General features: G+C 72.2%; 15 protein-coding genes. 11 read left to right on the top strand and 4 right to left on the bottom strand.

Annotated features, from left to right (window positions below; all coding sequences use genetic code 11):
- Positions 1-62: 62 nt before the first annotated feature.
- Positions 63-431, bottom strand: a complete 369-nt coding sequence (locus tag OG542_RS38030) for a hypothetical protein (RefSeq protein ID WP_328417061.1) — start codon at positions 429-431, stop codon at positions 63-65.
- A 244-nt stretch (positions 432-675) separates the two neighbouring features.
- On the opposite strand from OG542_RS38030, the gene OG542_RS38025 reads away from it, so the two are divergent.
- Positions 676-2754 (top strand): SpoIIE family protein phosphatase, encoded by a 2079-nt coding sequence (locus OG542_RS38025; RefSeq protein ID WP_328417059.1) that lies wholly within the window; start codon positions 676-678, stop codon positions 2752-2754.
- A gap of 7 nt (positions 2755-2761) precedes the next feature.
- Here the strand turns inward: OG542_RS38025 and OG542_RS38020 are convergent, their stop codons facing one another.
- Positions 2762-3565, bottom strand: coding sequence for a putative protein N(5)-glutamine methyltransferase (locus OG542_RS38020; RefSeq protein ID WP_328417057.1), 804 nt, complete (start codon positions 3563-3565; stop codon positions 2762-2764).
- 237 nt (positions 3566-3802) lie between these two features.
- Between OG542_RS38020 and OG542_RS38015 the strand changes: the two genes are divergently transcribed.
- The 7 genes from OG542_RS38015 (at position 3803) to OG542_RS37985 (ending at position 9867) form a co-directional block, all read left to right on the top strand.
- The gene (locus OG542_RS38015; RefSeq protein ID WP_408057825.1) at positions 3803-4279 is read left to right on the top strand and encodes a MarR family winged helix-turn-helix transcriptional regulator; all 477 of its coding nucleotides are present in this window, start codon (positions 3803-3805) and stop codon (positions 4277-4279) included.
- Positions 4280-4365: 86 nt separating this feature from the next.
- Positions 4366-4971 (top strand): sulfite oxidase-like oxidoreductase, encoded by a 606-nt coding sequence (locus OG542_RS38010; protein ID WP_328417053.1) that lies wholly within the window; start codon positions 4366-4368, stop codon positions 4969-4971.
- The gene (locus OG542_RS38005; protein ID WP_328417051.1) at positions 4964-5719 is read left to right on the top strand and encodes a ferredoxin reductase; all 756 of its coding nucleotides are present in this window, start codon (positions 4964-4966) and stop codon (positions 5717-5719) included. The genes OG542_RS38010 and OG542_RS38005 overlap by 8 nt, the downstream gene beginning before the upstream one ends.
- Before the next feature lie 346 nt (positions 5720-6065).
- Positions 6066-6650, top strand: coding sequence for an Rv1733c family protein (locus OG542_RS38000; RefSeq protein ID WP_328417049.1), 585 nt, complete (start codon positions 6066-6068; stop codon positions 6648-6650).
- Positions 6651-6742: 92 nt separating this feature from the next.
- A complete protein-coding gene (locus tag OG542_RS37995; RefSeq protein ID WP_328417047.1) occupies positions 6743-7711 on the top strand; it encodes an acetylxylan esterase in 969 nt (322 codons plus the stop codon).
- A gap of 112 nt (positions 7712-7823) precedes the next feature.
- A complete protein-coding gene (locus OG542_RS37990) occupies positions 7824-8990 on the top strand; it encodes a serine hydrolase domain-containing protein (RefSeq protein WP_328417045.1) in 1167 nt (388 codons plus the stop codon).
- Between the two features lie 130 nt (positions 8991-9120).
- A complete protein-coding gene (locus OG542_RS37985) occupies positions 9121-9867 on the top strand; it encodes a GntR family transcriptional regulator (RefSeq protein ID WP_328417043.1) in 747 nt (248 codons plus the stop codon).
- Here the strand turns inward: OG542_RS37985 and OG542_RS37980 are convergent.
- Both OG542_RS37980 and OG542_RS37975 read right to left on the bottom strand, forming a co-directional pair.
- Entirely contained in the window at positions 9864-10589 is a 726-nt protein-coding gene (locus OG542_RS37980) for a class I SAM-dependent methyltransferase (protein WP_328417041.1), read from the bottom strand. The genes OG542_RS37985 and OG542_RS37980 overlap by 4 nt on opposite strands.
- 4 nt (positions 10590-10593) lie before the next feature.
- On the bottom strand, positions 10594-11157 hold the full coding sequence (locus tag OG542_RS37975; RefSeq protein WP_328417039.1) for a PadR family transcriptional regulator: 564 nt from the start codon (positions 11155-11157) through the stop codon (positions 10594-10596).
- 69 nt (positions 11158-11226) lie between these two features.
- Between OG542_RS37975 and OG542_RS37970 the strand changes: the two genes are divergently transcribed.
- From OG542_RS37970 to rho, 3 genes are all read left to right on the top strand, one after another.
- The gene (locus tag OG542_RS37970) at positions 11227-11625 is read left to right on the top strand and encodes a nuclear transport factor 2 family protein (RefSeq protein WP_328417037.1); all 399 of its coding nucleotides are present in this window, start codon (positions 11227-11229) and stop codon (positions 11623-11625) included.
- A 25-nt stretch (positions 11626-11650) separates the two neighbouring features.
- Positions 11651-12478: a class I SAM-dependent methyltransferase gene (locus OG542_RS37965; protein ID WP_328417035.1), complete on the top strand. Its 828-nt coding sequence runs from the start codon at positions 11651-11653 to the stop codon at positions 12476-12478.
- Between the two features lie 276 nt (positions 12479-12754).
- Entirely contained in the window at positions 12755-13915 is a 1161-nt protein-coding gene (gene rho / locus OG542_RS37960; RefSeq protein ID WP_328417033.1) for a transcription termination factor Rho, read from the top strand.
- The last annotated feature ends 1 nt before the right edge of the window (position 13916 follow it).

The raw sequence follows: 13916 nt of genomic DNA, 5'->3' as shown, positions 1-13916 counted from the left end.
GGGCACAGCAGGGCCATGACCAGGGGCCTTGGCCTTCGGTCTGCTGGGGGCGTGAGTGGCGGTCAGCGGCTCTCGAGGCGCACGTGCAGTTCCTCCTCCTGGTCGCCGGGGACCGTGGTCAGGTCCTGCACGGCGAACAGGGAGTCCAGCCTCATGCGGAACTGTTCGATCGCCCAGTACCCGCCGTGCAGGTCCGCGTCGACGGAGGACGACAGCCGGGCCGGCCGCGCGCCCTCGTGCGTGTCGGCGACATCGAAGGTGCCGAGCCACACGGTCGGACGGGTCTCGTGCAGTTCCTCGGGCACGTCCTCGGCGCACCGGTCCGACTCGAAGCAGGCGCACAACGTGTCGAACACGATCCGGGCGTCGTGCTTGCTGCATCCGCTGATCTCCACCGAGACGGAGTGGGGGTGCGGTCGCTCAAGGTCCATCGTGACGCTCCTCTTCTGGCCACGCTGCCATATCCGCCCCTACCCCAGCAAAGCACCACCTTCCGACGAGCACTACTGGCAGAGCCTCTGCTGTGCTGACCGGTTTTGCGGGGCGGTACGCGCCGTGTTGGGAGATGGTGGAAGGTGACGTGAGGGGCCTCGAGGGAACGGCTCCGCGCGGTAGAACATGGGGTGTCGGCACCATGACGGCATGCCGCGAGGATCGGCGAAGGCGGGGCATGGGATGAGTGCAGCCGGGTCTCCCGTGGCCGAGGGCGACGAGCCGGCGCGCGGGTCGGCGCGACCGAGCGGGCTGCTCGACGTCCTGCGCGTGGCCTCGGTGGTCCTCGACGCCGAGGGCCGCATCGTGCTGTGGAGCCCTCAGGCCGAGGAGCTGTTCGGGTACGAGGCGCGGGAGGCGCTCGGGGAGTACGCCGCCCGGATCATGGTCCACGAGCAGCATGTCGACCTCGTGGTCAAACTGTTCGCGGACGTCATGGGCACCGGGCAGAGCTGGGCGGGGGCTTTCCCCATCCGCCGCAAGGACGGCAGCACACGGCTCGTGGAGTTCCGGAACATGCGGCTGCTGGACGATCAGGGGGATGTCTACGCACTGGGGCTGTGCGCCGACCAGTCGACCGTGCACCGGCTGGAGCGGGAGGTGGCGCTGTCGACGCGGATGATCGCGCAGTCCCCGATCGGGCTGGCCGTGCTGGACACCGAACTGCGGTACGTCTCGGTCAACGCGGCACTGGAGGAGATCAACGGCGTGCCGGCCGAGCAGCACCTGGGCCGCGCGGTCCACGAAGTGGTGCCGCAGATGGACGTCGAGGCCCTGGAGGCAGCGGCGCGCGGGGTCCTGGACACCGGCACGCCGGTCGTCGACCAGTCCACGATCGGCCGCACCCCGGCCGACCCGGACCAGGACCACGCCTGGTCGATCTCGCTGTACCGGCTGGAGAACGCGTTCGAGACCGTGCTGGGCGTGGCCGTCTCGATCGTCGACGTCACCGAGCAGTACCGGGCGGGCATCGAGGCCGAGGCCGCGCGCCGGCGTCTGGCCCTGATCGCGGACGCCTCCGGCCGGATCGGCACCTCGCTGGACCTGGACCGCACGGCCCGCGAGCTCGCCGACGTGGCCGTGCCGGAACTCGCCGACATCGCGGCCGTCGACCTGCTGGACGCGGTGGTGCAGGGGCGGCGCACCAGCCTCGGCCCCGCCGAGTCGGCCGTGATCCGCGCGCTGGCGGTCCAGGGGTACGACTCGGCCGAGGCGCTGGAGGCGGCCGACTCTCCGGGGCAGGTGGCCCGGTACGCGCCCGACCGGCTCGTCACCCAGTGCGTACGTACGGCCCGCCCCGTGATGCTGCCGCAGGTCAAGGACGAGGACCTGCCCCGCATCGCCCGCTCCGCGGAGGCGGCGAAGCTGCTGGGCCGGGCCGGGGTGCACTCCTATCTGGCGGTACCGCTGATCGCGCGGGGTGAGGTGCTGGGTGCCCTGGATCTCAAGCGCACCCGCAATCCGCTTCCGTTCACCGAGGACGACCTGCTGCTGGCGCGCGAGCTGGCCGCCCGGGCGGCCGTGCAGATCGACAACGCCCGCTGGTACCAGAGCGCCCGGGACACCGCGCTCACCCTCCAGCGCAGCCTGCTGCCCAGCCATCCGCCGGTGACGGGCGGTCTCGAGGTCGCCTCCCGCTACCAGCCGGCCGGGGCCACGAGCGAGGTCGGCGGCGACTGGTTCGACGTCATCCCGCTGGACGGCGGCACGACCGCGCTCGTCGTGGGCGACGTGATGGGCAGCGGCATCCCCGCGGCGGCGACCATGGGCCGGCTGCGTACGGCGACCACCACGCTGGCCTCCCTCGACCTCGACCCGGCCCGGCTCCTGGAGCATCTCGACAAGATCACCGAAGGGCTGGAGCAGGCCATCGCCACCTGCGTCTACGCCGTCCACGACCCGCATCTGCGACAGTGCCGGATCGCCAACGCCGGGCATCTGCCACCGGTACGCGTCCGGACCGGCCACCCCCCGGAGCTGCTCGACCTGCCGACCGGGGTGCCGCTCGGCGTGGGCGGCGTCCCCTTCTCCACGACCACCGTCGACCTCGAACCGGGCGACCGCCTGGTCTTCTACACCGACGGCCTCGTCGAGACCCGCCGGGACCCGCTGGACGAACGCCTCGACACCCTCCTGTCCCTCCTCGACGGCCCCGACCGCCCCTTGGAGGAGGTCTGCGACCTGCTCCTGCGCACACTCCACGAGCCGGAAAACTTCGACGACGTGGCCTTGCTCATCGCACGGGCGACGGCTCCGGACTGAGCGGCACCTACTGCCTCACCCCGATCACCACATGCGCGTACAGCTCCTCCGAGACGGCCAGGCGGGACGTCAGGCCGTTGCGTTCGAAAGCGGCGACGGCGGTCGGCGCCTGGTGTCGGCTGGTCTCCACCAGGACGCAGCCGCCGGGGGCGAGCCAGCGGGGGGCCTCGGTCGCGACCCGGCGCAGGACGTCGAGGCCGTCCGTGCCGCCGTCGAGGGCGACCAGTGGCTCGTGGTCGCGGGCCTCGAGGGGCAGCAGGCCTATCTCGTCGCTGGGTACGTACGGAACGTTGGCCGCGAGGATGTCGACGCGGCCGAGCAGCTCACCTGGCAGCGCCTCGAACAGGTCGCCCTGGTGGACGTGACCACCGGCGGCGGCGACGTTGCCGCGGGCGCAGCCCACGGCGACGGGATCGATGTCGGCGGCGTGCAGTTCGACGCGGCTCAGCCCTGCGGCCAGCGCCGCGCCTACGGCACCCGAGCCGCAGCACAGGTCCACGACGACGGTGGAGCCGGGCGCCTGGGCGAGGGCCTGCTCCACCAGGAACTCCGTGCGGCGGCGCGGCACGAAGACGCCGGGGGCGACGGTGATGCGCAGGCCCCTGAACTCGGCCCAGCCGACGACGAGTTCAAGGGGCAGACCCTCGACGCGGCGCTCGACCATGGCGGCCGCTTCGGCCGGGGTGCGCGCGGTGGAGAGGATCAACTCGGCCTCGTCCTCGGCGAAGACGCACCCCGCGGTGCGCAGGGCGTCGGCCACGGAGACACGGGACAACGGCATGGAGGGCGGGACAGAAGACAGAGACGGCATGGAAGCCAAGAGCCTTTCGAGAGCCGAAGGGCGCTCCAGCGGTCGCCTACGGGCGGCGATCCGCGCGACATCGAGGAGTGAGCACCCGAGCTGACACAGCGGTAATGGGTCTCACCTCCTCGGCTTCCGATGGCTGGGGTGGTCCGCAGCCGGACGGCAACATTACCTGACGGACCGGCCACCCTGTACGGCACAGCGATCGGCATCCCGGTCGCCAAGTGGTTGGGCTATGCAACCATGGAAAGGCCAGGCAGCAAGCGCCGTGCGGGAGGTCAGGTGAACGAAGCCGACGCCGTGGAGACCATCCAGCGGGAGATGACGGTCTTCGCCCGCCGTGCCCGTGCCGCGGCGGGGCGGATGCACCCCGAGCTGTCGCTGGTGTCGTACACGCTGCTCGGGCATCTGGAGGAGAGCGGCGGCTGCCGTGCCACCGATCTGGCCGCCCACTACGCCCTGGACAAGTCCACCGTCAGCCGCCAGGTGGCCGCCCTGGAACGTGCCGGTCTCATCGAACGCCGCCCCGCCGCGGAGGACCAGCGCGTTCTGGTGCTGCAGCTGACGGAGGCGGGCCGGCGCATCCTGGCCCAGGTCACCGATAGCCGTCGTGCCGCCTTCCGGGAGCGGCTGGCGGACTGGCCGGCCGAGGATCTGTCGCTGTTCGCCGACTGTCTCGTGCGCTACAACGCGGGCTCCGGGCCCGGTCGGCACGACTGAGCGCACCGCACGTACCGTGGAATACGCAATCACTGATCATCCCGGCCCGGCGGGGCACCGTCGGCCCGGCCCGGAGGCAGCACCCCATGCACATCACCAGAGGCTTCACCGGGCGCCCGCGCGGCGCCGACCCCGGTCTGCCGCCCGGCCAGTACGACGCCGGCGACGACTGGCCCGTCCTGTCCGCCGAGGTCACTCCCGACCTGGCACCCGCCGACTGGACCTTCCGCGTCGACGGCCTGGTGGCCGAGCCCCGCACCTGGGACTGGGAGCAGGCGCACCGGCTGCCGCCGTCGGCGTACGAGGGCGCCATCCACTGCGTGACGAGCTGGTCGAAGTTCGGGGTGCGGTTCTCGGGCGTGTCCCTGGACGCCTTCCTCGATGTGGTCCGGCCCCATGGGTCGGCGACCCATGCCGTGGCCTACTCGCACACCGGCTACACCACGAACCTTCCGCTCGCCGACCTGACGGGCGGGCGTGCCTGGATCGCCTGGGAGTACGACGGCGGCGCGCTCGCCCCCGAGCACGGCGGCCCGGCGCGACTGCTGGTGCCGCACCTGTACTTCTGGAAGAGCGCCAAGTGGATCGCGGGCCTGCGGATCCTCGACCACGAGGAGCCCGGCTTCTGGGAGCGGAACGGTTACCACGAGCGGGGCAACCCCTGGGAGGAGCAGAGGTACTCCGGTGACTGAGACCTTCGTGCCTCCCACGCGGTTCGCCGTGCCGGGGCGCATCGCCGTGAGCGAGCAGGCCGCCTCCGTGTGGCAGACCGCCACGCTGACCGAGATCCGCCGCGAGACCGCGCGTGCCGCCACCTTCCGGTTCGCCGTGCCCGGCTGGCCGGGTCACCTGCCCGGCCAGCACCTGATGGTGCGGCTGACCGCCGAGGACGGCTATGCGGCCCAGCGCCACTACTCGATCGCGTCCGCCCCGGACGACTCCGGGCACATCGAGCTGACCCTGGATCACGTCGACGGCGGCGAGGTCTCGGGCTGGTTCCACACCGTCGCCCGGCCCGGCGACCGGGTCGAGGTGCGGGGCCCGGTGAGCGGTTTCTTCGCCTGGCCCGGCGACCGGCCCGCGCTGCTGATCGGCGCCGGCTCCGGCTTCGTACCGCTGATGTCGATGGTCCGGCACCACCGGGCGCGGAACCTGACCGTGCCGCTGCGGCTGGTGGTGTCCGCGCGCAGCCCCGAGGAGCTCATCTACGCCCGGGAGTTCGGCGCGGAGGCGACGCCCGTCTTCACCCGCGGCGCACCGGAGGGTGTGCCCGTGGGACGTATGGCCGCAGCACATGTGGCGCCTCTCCTGGCCGAGCAGCCGTCCGGTGGGTGGGAAGCCTATGTGTGCGGCTCCAACTCCTTCGCCGAGCACGCCTCCCGGCTGCTCGTGACGGCCGGTCAGCCCGTGGACCGCATTCGGATCGAGCGTTTCGGCTGATCTCGCCGGCGCGCTGACCTCGACGACGCCCCCTCCCCCCGGTGTTTCGCCCCGGTCGGCCCGGGCACCCAGCCGGAGGGCTTCGGCACGCGACCGCTCCCCCCGCGCCCGCGACGACCTTGCCGGGGAGGGGACCGACGGCCCGGCTCTCCGTACGGTGCGGTTCTCCCGTGCGGCTTGCCGTGCCGGCGCCCCGTACCGGAGCCACGACGAGCGATCGATACGCGTCGGAGGGGGTACCCGGTCCGTGTGGGCACTCGCAGACGTGGCATGACGCGGAGGGAGCGGCACCGCCACCGCACGGCCGGCCCGGCCCTCCGGCCGCGGTGACGGCGAGGAGGTCGACATGCGAACCCGGGTGCGCGGCTGGCGTTGGCGGCGCAGTCCGCTGCGGCGCCGGTCCGATGTCGTCGAGGCGTGGACGGCGCTGGCGGTCGCCGTCCTGCTGCTCGTGGGCGCGCCGCTGGCCGGGGCGGCGGCAGCCTGGTGGGCCCATGACGAGGCGACCTCGGTCTCGGTGGAGCAGCGCGCCGAGCGGCATCGTGTCCGTGCCGAGGTGGTCGGCAGGAAAGGCGACTCGCTGCCGTCGGTGGAGGCCGGCGGGCAGCACGCGTTCCGCGCGACCGTGCGCTGGACGGAGCCGGGCGAGGGGACGCGCACCACGACGGCACCGGTCGCCGCGGGCACCCGGCAGGGCGAGGTCGTGGACGTCTGGTTCGACTCCCGGGGGCGGAACGTGCCCCCGCCGGTGGACGGCACCGCGGTCTGGCAGCACACCCTCACCATCGGCATGTGCGCCGCGGGCGGTGCGGTGCTCGTGGTGCTTCTCGGCCACGTCGTCGTGCGCCGGGTGGCGCTGCGCCGCAGGCTGGCCGAGTGGGACCGGGCGTGGGCCCGTACGGAGCCGGAGTGGACGCACCGCCGCGCGTGACGGACAAAATGCCTGGCGAGTCCTCCGACCGCCCACGTAGTGTGATCATCCGCTCTGTCTCCGCAGCTGTTCCTCACCCAAGGCGGTCCTGCATGGCCCTGTTCGACCTTCCTCTCGACGAACTCCGCGAGTACCGCAGCGCGTCCATCGAGCCGGAGGACTTCGACGCGTTCTGGTCCAAGACGCTCCAGGAGGCACGTCAGCACGATCTGGACGCCCGTTACGAACCGGTCGACACAGGCCTGTCCACCGTGCAGGTGTTCGACGTGACGTTCGCCGGCTTCGGTGGTCATCCGGTCAAGGGCTGGCTGACGCTGCCGGCCGGGGCGGACGGACCGCTGCCGCTCGTCGTGGAGTTCATCGGCTACGGCGGAGGCCGCGGACTGCCGCACGAGCACCTGCTGTGGGCGTCCTCGGGCCGGGCGCACTTCGTGATGGACACCCGCGGGCAGGGCAGCGCCTGGGGCGCGGGCGGCGGCACGGCGGACCCGGTGGGCGGCGCGCCGGCGTTCCCGGGCTTCATGACACGCGGTATCGACGCGCCGGAGAACTACTACTACCGCCGGGTGTTCACGGACGCCGTGCGGGCCGTGGAGGCGGCCCGTTCGCACCCCCTGACCGACGCCACGCGCACGGTGGCCATCGGCGCGAGCCAGGGCGGCGGCATCACGATCGCGGTGGGCGGACTGGTCCCTGACCTGGCGGCCGTCGCGCCGGACGTGCCGTTCCTGTGCGACTACCCGCGCGCGGCCACGCTCACGGACCGGCACCCGTACCGGGAGATCGGCCTGTACCTCAAGACGCACCGCGGTCGCGCCGCGGACGCCCTGCGCACGCTCTCCTACTTCGACTCCGTCCACTTCGCCTCCCGCGGCCGGGCCCCGGCACTCTTCTCGGCCGCCCTGGAGGACCAGACCTGCCCGCCCTCCACCGTTTTCGCGGCCTTCAACGCCTGGAGTCACGAGGACAAGGAGATCGAGGTCTACGACTTCAACGACCACGAGGGCGGCGGCCCGTTCCAGGAGGCGGCCAAGCTGCGCTGGGTGCGCTCGTACATCTGATCCGGCCGTTCACCGCCGGCGGGCTTCCGCACGGTCCCGACCAGTCGGTACGTTCTTCGCGGCCGGGCCGCTCCACGGCGGCCCGGCCCCAGGACGGTCGGCGGAGGGGCTCATGTCCGAGAACGAGACACAGGTGCGCGGGCACTGCGACGCGCGATTCACGGCGGTGCGCAGGGCGTTCGAGGAGAACTTCCGGGAGCGGGGCGAGCTGGGCGCCGCGGTGGCCGTCACCGTCGGCGGCGCGACGGTGGTGGATCTGTGGGGCGGCTGGGCCGACGCGGAGCGCTCCCGGCCATGGGAGCGGGACACGCTGGTCAACGTGTGGTCCACGACCAAGGGCCCGGTGGCGCTGTGCGCGCACATCCTCGCCGACCGGGGGCTGCTGGACTTCGACGCGCCGGTCGCCGAGTACTGGCCCGAGTTCGGCTCGGCGGGCAAGGAGAAGGTCCTCGTACGGCACCTGCTGTCCCACCGCGCCGGTCTGGCCGGGCTGCGCGAACCGCACTCGCTGGAGCAGCTTTGCGACTGGGAGCTGACCACGCAGCGGCTCGCGGCGACGCAGCCCTGGTGGGAACCGGGAAGCCGGTCCGGCTATCACGCGCTGACCTACGGCCATCTGGTCGGCGAGGTCGTACGGCGGGTCTCGGGGCTGCGCCCCGGGGCCTTCCTTGAGCGGGAGGTGACCACACCGCTCGGGATCGACTTCCGTATCGGACTGCCGGAGAAGGACTCCGGCCGGGTGGCCGAGCTGGTCCAGCCGCCGGTGGCGGCGAGCAGTGAACAGGCCGCTGTCTTCGCCCAGTTGGCCCCGGCGGCGATCGCGGCGCTGACGAACCCGCCGGTGGCCGCCGCCGGGGCCAACACCCCCGGGTGGCGGGCCGCCGAGATTCCCGCGGCGAACGGGCACGGCACCGCGCTCGCGGTCGCCGCCCTCTACGGCGTCTTCGCGGGGCGCGGGTCGTACGGTGACCACCGCGTCCTGTCCCCCGAGGCGGCCGAGCGGGTGCGCGAGGGGCAGGGCAGCTGCCGGGACCTGGTGCTCGGCGCCGGGTTCGAGAACGAGACGGAGGTGGGGCTCGGGCTGTGGCTCAGCGGATCCAACGGTTCCTACGGACCCAACCCGCGCGCTTTCGGTCACGACGGCTTCGGCGGCTCCTGCGGGCTCGCCGACCCGGAGGCGGAGGTGTCCCTTGGGTATGTGATGAACCGTATGGGGCCTCATATCGCGGACGACCCACGGAAGATGGCCCTCGTCGACGCCCTGTACAGCTCGCTGTGACGGCGGGCCCGGGCGGGGCGGTTTCGGCCGAACCGCCCGGCCACCCTTCCCGTCTGGTTTAGACCAATGCTAGATCTGGTGGCGCACCGAGCCCGTACCACTACCGCACGTCACCACCAGGAGGCGCGGCATGGCCCGCACCACCCCGCACGACCACCCGCCGGCCGAGGAAGAGCCTCTGTACCGGCGGATCGCGACGCGGTTGATCGGCGAACTGCGCGACGGCCGCATCCCGCCCGGTGAACGGCTGCCGGGCGAACGGCGGCTGGCCGAGCACTTCGGGGTCAGCCGGGAGACCGTACGGCAGGCGCTGGAGTTGCTGCGCCGTGACGGTCTGGTCGCCACCGACCGGCGCGGCAGCCACGCCACCCTGCCCGGCCTGTCGGTGGAAACCCCGGCTTCGCTCGCCTTCCCGGTCGGCGCGACGGCCGCCACTCCGGGCACGGTCGCCCGCGCCACCGTCACCTGGGAGCCGCCCCCGCCGGACCACGCCGAGGCTCTGGGGCTGGCCCCGGGCCGGCCCACCCTCGTCCACAACTACCGGTACGCGACCACCGACGGACGCGGACTACGGACCGCCGTGACGTCCTTCTCCGCAGTGGCACTCGCGGAGGTGGAGGAGCTGGGCCGCTACCGCGACCGTGCCGACGGAACGGCGACCGCCCATCTGCGGCGGGCCTACGACTGGATGCGCCGGGCCGGTCTGACCCTGCACCACCGCGACGCCATCACCCGCCTCGCGAGCACGCGATCGGTGCGGGTCACCCGGCAGGTGCACGACCAGTACGCGCGCCCGCTGGAGATCACCGACCTCGTGGTCGACGCCCAACAGGACGCGCTGGTCTACGAGTTCACCCTGCCGGGCCGGGCCGACTAAACCGGCAGCCGGGCCACTACGAGCCGTACCCGCGGACTGCCGTCCCGTCGCGGTCCGAACTCCGGCAGGGCGTGGAGGTCCACCCGGAAACCGGCGCGTGCCAGCTCGCGCCCTACGTCCCCGAAGCGGAACGCGCGGTAGTACATGACGAACGGAGGCCGCCACAGCGCGTTGCGCACCCGCATCACCGTGTCGAAGCCGAGCAGCATCCAGTAGCCGAGCGAGCCCGGGCGGGGCGGGGCGACCAGCGGAAACGCGAAGCAGCCACCCGGCCGCAGGACCGATCGGACCTGCGCGAACAGGGCGGGCAGCTCACGGGGGAGGAAGTGCCCGAAGGCCCCGAAGCTGACCACCAGGTCGAAGTCGGGCGCGAAGGGCAGGGCGCGGGCGTCCGCCCTGACCCAGGAGACCGGCGGCCCCGCGGATCTGACCTGCGCCCGCGCGATATCGAGCATGCCCGCGCTGAAGTCGACGCCGGTGACCCGCTCCCGGCACACCCCCGCCAGCACGCCGACGCCCGCGCCGGTACCGCAGCACAGGTCGAGGCCCGCGCCGAAGGGCCCCATGCGCCGCAAAGCCGACCCGACGGCGTCGAGGACCGCGTCGGGCGTCCGGAAGGGGGTGCGGTCGAACTTCGGCGCGAGGAGGTCGTAGCCGTGCTCGACGGACGACAGCGCCTGGACGGCGAGCTCGCGCAGCGTGGGACCTTCGGGGCTGAACATCGGCTCAGCCTAGGGGAGCTCGCTGTTCGAGGACCGTGAGTACGCGCTCGCACCAGCGGAGGTTCTCCTCCTCGAAGCCGATGCCTCCCATCAGGGTGAGGTACGGGCCGACGCGATCGGCCTCCCGCAGGTACTCCTCCTCGCCGCGGCCGGCCAGCAGGCGCTCGCGGACGCGCCGGTAGCGGGCGAGCTTGCCGCGGGCCCACGCCTCGCGCTCCTCGACCAGTGCGCGGGTGGCCTCGGGGTCCGCGCCGTCCATGGCCTGGATCTTGATGAGGAGTTCGTCCCTGATGGCGGCGGGCCGCCGGGGCGGTGCGGCGGCGAACGTGCACAGATCCTCACGGCCCGCCTCGGTGAGCGTGAACATCCGCTTGTCGGGCCGCCGCTCCTGGCGGACGACCCTGGCCTCGATCAGCCCGTCCTGTGCAAGGCGCTCCAGTTCCCGGTAGAGCTGCTGCGGCGTCGAGGCCCAGAAATTCGCGAGCGACACGTCGAACACCTTGGAGAGCTCGTAACCCGAGGCCTCTCCTTCCAGGAGGGCGGCCAGAACGGCGTACTTCAGCGACATATGGACACGGTAACAGCAGTTGACTAATCTCATCCGCACCTACTCAACTAGTTGATTAAGGCAGGTTCGATGCGTGCATTCCGTGAGGCCGTCGAGGCGCTGGACCTCGACGCCGCCGAGGCGCTCCTGGCGCCGGACGTCGTGTTCACCAGCCCGGTCGTGTTCAAGCCGTACGCCGGGAAGGCGATCACGGCGGCGATCCTGCGCGCCGTCTCCGGCGTCTTCGAGGACTTCCGCTACGTGCGCGAGATCAACGACGCGGACGGCCGCGACCACGCCCTCGTCTTCACCGCGCGGGTGGGCGACCGGGAGATCAACGGCTGCGACTTCATCCATGTCGACGACAACGGGCTCATCGACGAACTGACCGTGATGGTGCGCCCGTTGTCGGGGGCGCAGGCGCTCGCGGCGGCCATGGGCGCGCAGTTCGCGCGGATCGCCGAGGAGGCACAAGCACGCTCGGTGTGAGCAACTCGTCTGGTTGGATGGCCCCATGACGTCCGCCGAGCACGACGCGCTGATGCGGGCCAACCAGGCCAACTGGGACGCCCGCACGCCCGTCCATCTCGCCAGCCGGTTCTACGGCCTCGACCAGGACCTCGACCCCGAGCGCTGGTTCGCCCCCTTCGAGTGGGAGGACCTCGGCGAGCTGGCCGGGCGTGACGTGCTGCACCTGCAGTGTCACCTCGGCACGGAGACCATCGCCTTGGCCCGGCGCGGAGCCCGTGCCGTCGGCCTCGACTTCTCCGAGGCGTCGGTGGCGGCCGCGACCGGCATCGCCGCGAAGGCCGGGGCGGACGTGACGTACGTTCAGGCGAACGTGTACGACGCCGTCGAGGCCTTGGACGGGCGGCTGTTCGACGTCGTCTACACCGGCAAGGGCGCCCTGTGCTATCTACCCGACCTGGACCGTTGGGCGGAGGTTGTCGGCCGGCTCCTGCGGCCGGGCGGGCGGTTGTACGTCGTCGAGTTCCATCCATTGCTCAACTCCCTCGGCCCGAAGCCCGCTCCGGGCGAAGGCCCCGAGCTGCTTCTGCGCCATGACTACCTGGGCGGCGGCGGTCCGGTGCGCCGGGACGCCACCCGCACCTACACGGACGGCCCGGCCGTCGAGGGCGCCACGGACAGTTACGAGTGGATGCACGGAATGGGTGAGGTCGTCAACGCGTTGACCGGAGCGGGACTCACCGTGCGGCGGCTGCGGGAAGGCGACGAACTTCCCTGGCCTCGCTGGCCGCAGATGGTCCGTACGGAGTCCGGCTGGTGGCGGCTGCCCGAGCCGCGGATCCCGCTGCTGTACGGGCTGTTGGCCGGCCGCTGAGGCGACTGAGGGACCCGCCACTCCCCCGGCATCGCGTCCCGTGGTACAGTCTGATCAGCACTCGTGCACGCCCGGGTTTCGGGCGCCGGTGCCAGTTCATTTCTTCTCTTTCTCTCTGATTCCAGCATCACCTCGCTGAGCAGGACGTTCTTCGTCGTAGCCAAGGTGCTGTGCTGTTCTCGCCGCCCGGAGGCGTGCCCAAGGCCCTCCCATCGCGGCTCTCTCCCCCTTCCTTCGCATGCCCCATGCCTTCCGTCCTTGAAAGGACACACCACCATGACCACCACTCTCGAAAACCCACCCGTACAGCGGCAGCCCCAGGCCCGGAGCGCCGAGACCGCCCAGACGGCAACCGGCGTCCTCGACATCGACACGGCCGGGAAGGGGCATCTGCGCGCCGAGGACTACCTGCCCACACCCGCCGACCCTCCGGTCTCCCCCGCGCTGATCCGCCGGTACGGCCTGCGCAAGGGCGACCTCGTCGAGGGCGTGCGCGGCGACCGGCGAGGCCTGACCGACGTCGTACGGGTCGACGGCCGCGAGCCCGGGGAACCGCGCGGCCGGCGTCACTTCCGCGACCTGACACCGCTGCATCCGCACGAGCGGCTGCGTCTGGAACACCCGGCCGCCGGACTGGCCGGACGGGTCGTCGACCTGATCGCGCCCGTCGGCAAGGGCCAGCGCGGGCTCCTCGTGGCCCCGCCCAAGACCGGCAAGACCGTCATCCTCCAGCAGCTCGCGGCCGCCGTCGCCGGCAACCATCCCGAGAGCCGACTGATGGTGCTGCTGCTCGACGAGCGGCCCGAGGAGGTCACCGACATGCGGCGCAGTGTGCGGGGCGAGGTGTACGCCTCGACCTTCGACCGCAGTGCCAAGCAGCACATCGCGCTCGCCGATCTCGTGATCGAACGGGCCAAGCGGCTCGTCGAGGCCGGCGAGGACGTCGTCATCCTTCTCGACTCGCTGACCCGGCTGTGCCGGGCGCACAACAACGCGGCCGCATCCGGTGGCCGCATCCTCACCGGGGGCGTCGACGCGTCCGCGCTGACCGGCCCCAAGCGGTTCTTCGGCGCCGCCCGGGCCGCCGAGGAGGGCGGCTCCCTCACGATCCTCGCCACCGCCCTGGTGGAGACCGGTTCCCGGGCCGACGACTTCTACTTCGAGGAGCTGAAGAGCACCGGCAACATGGAGCTGCGTCTGAGCCGCGACCCGGCGTCCCGTCGCGTGTTCCCAGCCGTCGACATCACCCCCTCCGGCACCCGCCGTGAGGAACTCCTGCTGCCCCCGGCCGAGTTGGCGGCCATGTACGGCCTGCGGCGCGTGCTGCAGAACCGGGACGGCCAGGGCGGTCTGGAGACCCTCCTGGAGCGGATGCGCGAGACACCGGACAACGCGACGTTCCTGCGGCGCATCCAGCCGACCCTGCCCGCGGGCTGAC

Origin of the sequence: Streptomyces violaceus (assembly GCF_036014075.1) — a bacterium.
Lineage (GTDB): Bacteria > Actinomycetota > Actinomycetes > Streptomycetales > Streptomycetaceae > Streptomyces > Streptomyces violaceus.
The sequence above is the reverse complement of the archived record's forward strand: the minus strand, read 5'-3'. Positions and strand labels throughout refer to the sequence as shown.

Coding starts and splice junctions, on each gene's coding strand:
- OG542_RS37980 (WP_328417041.1), bottom strand. CDS start 10,589: ATGTTCAGCCCCGAAGGTCCCACGCTGCGCGAGCTCGCCGTCCAGGCG.
- OG542_RS38025 (WP_328417059.1), top strand. CDS start 676: ATGAGTGCAGCCGGGTCTCCCGTGGCCGAGGGCGACGAGCCGGCGCGC.
- OG542_RS38015 (WP_408057825.1), top strand. CDS start 3,803: ATGGAAAGGCCAGGCAGCAAGCGCCGTGCGGGAGGTCAGGTGAACGAA.
- OG542_RS38000 (WP_328417049.1), top strand. CDS start 6,066: ATGCGAACCCGGGTGCGCGGCTGGCGTTGGCGGCGCAGTCCGCTGCGG.
- OG542_RS37975 (WP_328417039.1), bottom strand. CDS start 11,157: ATGTCGCTGAAGTACGCCGTTCTGGCCGCCCTCCTGGAAGGAGAGGCC.
- OG542_RS37970 (WP_328417037.1), top strand. CDS start 11,227: ATGCGTGCATTCCGTGAGGCCGTCGAGGCGCTGGACCTCGACGCCGCC.
- OG542_RS38020 (WP_328417057.1), bottom strand. CDS start 3,565: ATGCCGTCTCTGTCTTCTGTCCCGCCCTCCATGCCGTTGTCCCGTGTC.
- OG542_RS37965 (WP_328417035.1), top strand. CDS start 11,651: ATGACGTCCGCCGAGCACGACGCGCTGATGCGGGCCAACCAGGCCAAC.
- OG542_RS38030 (WP_328417061.1), bottom strand. CDS start 431: ATGGACCTTGAGCGACCGCACCCCCACTCCGTCTCGGTGGAGATCAGC.
- OG542_RS37985 (WP_328417043.1), top strand. CDS start 9,121: ATGGCCCGCACCACCCCGCACGACCACCCGCCGGCCGAGGAAGAGCCT.
- OG542_RS37995 (WP_328417047.1), top strand. CDS start 6,743: ATGGCCCTGTTCGACCTTCCTCTCGACGAACTCCGCGAGTACCGCAGC.
- OG542_RS38010 (WP_328417053.1), top strand. CDS start 4,366: ATGCACATCACCAGAGGCTTCACCGGGCGCCCGCGCGGCGCCGACCCC.
- OG542_RS37990 (WP_328417045.1), top strand. CDS start 7,824: ATGTCCGAGAACGAGACACAGGTGCGCGGGCACTGCGACGCGCGATTC.
- rho (WP_328417033.1), top strand. CDS start 12,755: ATGACCACCACTCTCGAAAACCCACCCGTACAGCGGCAGCCCCAGGCC.